Here is a 4425-nt window from a genome sequence, read left to right on the forward strand (position 1 = left end):
CTCCTCCGGATAAGGCTTGGGCACAGCGACATCCTTCCCACCCGCCCCACAGGGCAAGCCAGTTCAGATGTCACCCGATCGTGCGGCAGACCCGTATGGACACGTCTTGCACCTCGATTTTGGACCCAGCAGACCAAGGACTTCAGGGCTGAGCTTTGCTACGGCGATTACGGTATCCACTACTTGGACTACATCTCTGGCCGGCGCCAGCTGCGGCATACCGAACTCGCCGCCTCGGGTCCGTCACCGAGCGTCGAAGTTGCTTAGGAGGGCTGGACGTGGTCATGCCCCACGCAGGGGTTCGGCGTAGTCGCTTGACGTCGGGTTCGTGACGATCTGCCAGCTCGGCGGAGGTCCTGGCATGTGACAGGCACGGCTTCCATGATCACGAAGGTCTCAACGCCCGTGATCAGAGTGGAAGACCGTGCCTGCCGACGCATCATCGCCGATCCCGCCTTCCTTTGACCAACTCTGCGAGCATCCCGAGGCCGTACCCGAGGAGATCCCGGGCCTGCTGGAGCGACTGGCCGAGGTGCCCGACCCCCGAGATCCTCGCGGCGTGCGGCACGCTCTGGTCGTCGTACTCGCGCTGACCGCGTGCGCGGTTCTGGCCGGCGCGACTTCCCTGCTGGCGGTCGGCGAGTGGATCGCAGACGCCCCGCCGTCCGTCCTGGAAGAACTTGGCATACGGACCGATCCGCTGTGCCCGAAGCGGTGCCGGCCGGCGGAGGCGACGGTACGGCGGCTGCTGGCCCGCATCGACGACGACGCGTTGGACCGGGCGGTGGGCCGTTGGCTGGCCGACAGGCGCGGCGGCACCGACGGTCAGATGCGCGGACTGGCGGTCGATGGCAAGAGCCTGCGCGGAGCAGCCAGGGCCAAGGGCCGCAAGATCCATCTGCTCGCCGCGTGCGACCACGTCTCCGGCCTGGTCCTGGCCCAGCTTGACGTGGGTGAGAAGACAAACGAGATCACCTGCTTCCAGCCGCTGCTGGAAACCATCGCTGACCTGGCGGGCGTGGTCGTGACCAGCGACGCCATGCACACCCAGCGTGAGCACGCCGACTACCTGCTCGGCCGGGGCGGGCACTACATCGTGATCATGAAAGGGAATCAGAAGAAGCTTCGCAAGCAGCTCAAGTCCCTGCCCTGGAAGCAGGTTCCCCTACAGGGACGCACCCGCGACACCGGCCACGGCCGCGGCGAGATCCGCAGGATCAAGGTGTGCACGGTGAAAAACCTGCTCTTCCCCGAGGCCCGCCAAGCCGTCCAGCTCAAGCGCCGCCGAGTGGACGGCAAAACCGGCAAGATCAGCATCAAGACCGTCTACGCGGTCACCAGCCTGACTGCCGAGCAGACCACTCGCGGCCAGCTTGCGGCCTTGATCCGTGACCACTGGAGGGTCGAGGCCCTGCACCATGTCAGAGATGTGACGTTCGCCGAGGACGCCTCACAGCTGCGGACAGGCACCGCACCTCGCGCCATGGCCACTTGGCGCAACCTCGCCATCGGCGCTCTCCACCTCGCCGGGAGCGCCAACATCGCCGCCAGCCTGCGACACAACGCCCGCAACGCCAGCAGGCCGCTCGCCCTACTCGGACTCACATGATCACAAAGGGCATCAAGTCACTTCGCCGAACCCCTAATGCCCCACGCCGTAGGGCGCCAGGGCCGGCGGATGACGGCGGGCCTGGCGCCGTGCCGATGACCGATCCTGTGAGGTGAGGACTCGGCGTGGCACGCGTCGCAGCCATGGGTCGCGGTGGCCGGTCGGTAGGTTTCCACGTGTGAAAGAACAAGCCAGCGTTCCGGCTGTCTCTGAGGAGCTGCGCAGCCGGGTCTGTCACCCCGGCGACGGGGTCACTGATGACCTTCATGGAGCCCTGTGCCGGAACCGTGTCTGGGCTGGCGATGTGAGGCAGTGGCAGCGCGCGATCCTCGGTAAACTCACCGGTGCCATGATCGGGCTGAGCCTGCTGGCGGCGGCTATCGCTGGGCATGTGCGTCGTGCGGGTGCCAGCAGGGAGATGCTTGATCGGTGTCTGCAAAATGGCACGGATGACGTCGGGGTGCGGATCAGTGCGGCGGCTCAGGCTCATTTATACGGACTCACCGGAAAGCCGCTCAGCAGTGAGCGGCAATCCTGCTGGCATGAAGCTGGTCGGCGCATTATAGCTGGGGTCGATGAGCTCACACGGGAACGCCTGGAAGCTCTTGAGGTTCTGCCGGCGTCAATTGCTTCTGGCTACCAGCACAAGGCGAGGGCTTTGGACTACCTGGTGCAGCCCCCTGTACCGGCGTGTTGCGCGATTCGCCGTGCCGACCCACGGCCGGGATAGTGCGGGACCATATCCGCTGCCTCCGCAGCCCCGGATGGCGGCCCAAGGGATCGGTCGGCGACCAGTCCCACCGGTGGCCGACCTCCCTTCATATTGGGGCGTCGGCTGTGAGTCGGAGGTCCGGCACGTGCCATGAGTGCGGCATGGTTCGTGATGACCATAGGGGGACTGGGTGTGGTCGTCGCACTGACAGCAGATGCCGTGCAACGCTGGAGAGCGGGAAGACGGCGCACGGGCCGACGTAGGCGACAGCGACACAGAAGCGACGGAGCGTCGCCGCCTGACCGGTGAGATCATCACATTCATGCCTCCGGCTTGCAAGAGTCGGCGAGCGTGAGGTAAAGATTTCTTCACGGGCTGTGCGATTCCTCACGAGTGTCTGCTTTCTGACGCATCGCCAGCCATATGGCTCAACTGACCTGGACGGCTGGGAAATGCCGGACCGCCCGCAGCGTATGCGCGCCGATCGGCAGAACGTGTACTCCCGTTCAACCGTCTTCGCCAGCGGCGCCCCACGTCATCTCCTGACAAGGGAATCCCTGCTCACGTCACAGCACCCACCTCGTCGGCCTGAATAGCCCTTAAAAAGCTCGTGGGAAGGCTAGAAAAATCCTGATGGGGAAATCAATGTCGTTCATCGGCCGTGACATGGCTGTCGACCTCGGGACCGCCAACACGCTGGTGTACGTCAGGGGTCGCGGGATCGTACTCAACGAGCCGTCCGTCGTCGCGATCAACACCAACACCGGTGGCATCCTCGCGGTCGGTGCCGAAGCGAAGAAGATGATCGGGCGCACGCCCGGCAACATCGTTGCCGTTCGTCCGCTGAAGGACGGCGTGATCGCCGACTTCGAGATCACCGAGCGGATGCTCCGCTACTTCATCCTGAAGATCCACAAGCGGCGGTATCTGGCTCGTCCGCGGGTCGTCGTCTGTGTGCCCTCGGGCATCACGGGTGTCGAGCGCCGCGCCGTCATCGAGGCCGCGTCCCGGGCCGGCGCCCGTCAGGTGCACATCATCGAGGAGCCGATGGCCGCGGCCATCGGCTCCGGCCTGCCGGTCCGCGAGGCCACGGGCAGCATGGTGGTCGACATCGGCGGCGGCACCACGGAGGTCGCGGTCATCTCCCTCGGCGGCATCGTCACCGCCCAGTCCATCCGTGTCGCGGGCGACGAACTGGACAACGCGATCACCCAGCACATCAAGAAGGAGTACTCCCTCCTGCTGGGTGAGCGCACGGCCGAGCAGATCAAGACCGCGATCGGTTCGGCGTACGGCCTCGACTCCGACGAGCACATCGAAATCCGAGGCCGGGACCTGGTCTCCGGGCTGTTCAGGGCCGTCGCCATCTCCGCGGCCGAAGTCCGCAAGGCGATTGAGGAACCCGTCACCGCCATCGTCGACGCCGTCAAAACGACCTTCGAAAAGTGCCCGCCGGAACTGTCCGGCGACATCATGGACCGAGGAATCGTTCTGACCGGCGGCGGCGCCCTGCTCCGCGGCCTCGACGAACGGCTGCGCGGCGAGACCGGCATGCCGGTCCACATCGCCGAAAACCCGCTGAACAGCGTGGCGCTCGGCTCCGGCGAGTGCCTCGAGGAGTTCGACGCACTCCGCCAAGTGCTTGAGACGCCATCCGCTTATCGATGACGGGGCTCGTCTGGTCGAACAGGCTTCCTGTTCGGGTGATCGCGCGAGGGCTGACGCATGACAGCAGGGCCTCTTGGTAGTTCGGGGGTGCGAACCAAACCGATCGCCAGGAGGCCCTGTTGCCGCAGTCTTTCGCGCTCACATGTGTGGAGTCCAACTCGTCGTCCCTGTCGTGTGACTGCCTCGCGCACAGGTTCGGCAACGCGGCGGACGGGCCGGAGCGCGTGCAGTGTTACGGCTCGGACATGACAGACGCGGAATGGCAGGTCATCCGGGCGGTGATGCCGGTGCCCGCGTGGCTTGAAGGACGAGGCGGCCGGCCGGAGAGCTATTGCCACCTCCTACTGAGGTTGAACTCGTGATGTCGCTGGGTTGCTCAGGTGGGTCTGATGGTCAGGCCGGTCTCGGCGAGGCAGCCGTCTATGAGGTGGCTGCG

The 4425-nt window shown here is 65.6% G+C and carries 2 protein-coding genes; both read left to right on the forward strand.

All coding sequences use genetic code 11. The features are described 5' to 3' along the window. Positions 1-424 precede the first annotated feature (424 nt). Positions 425-1609: an ISAs1 family transposase gene (locus ACWD01_RS37255; protein WP_451168404.1), complete on the forward strand. Its 1185-nt coding sequence runs from the start codon at positions 425-427 to the stop codon at positions 1607-1609. Between the two features lie 1357 nt (positions 1610-2966). Beyond that, complete coding sequence (locus tag ACWD01_RS37260; RefSeq protein WP_451168406.1) at positions 2967-3989, forward strand: rod shape-determining protein; 1023 nt, start codon at positions 2967-2969, stop codon at positions 3987-3989. Positions 3990-4425 lie beyond the last annotated feature (436 nt).

It is taken from the genome of Streptomyces sp. NPDC002835, from assembly GCF_053591995.1.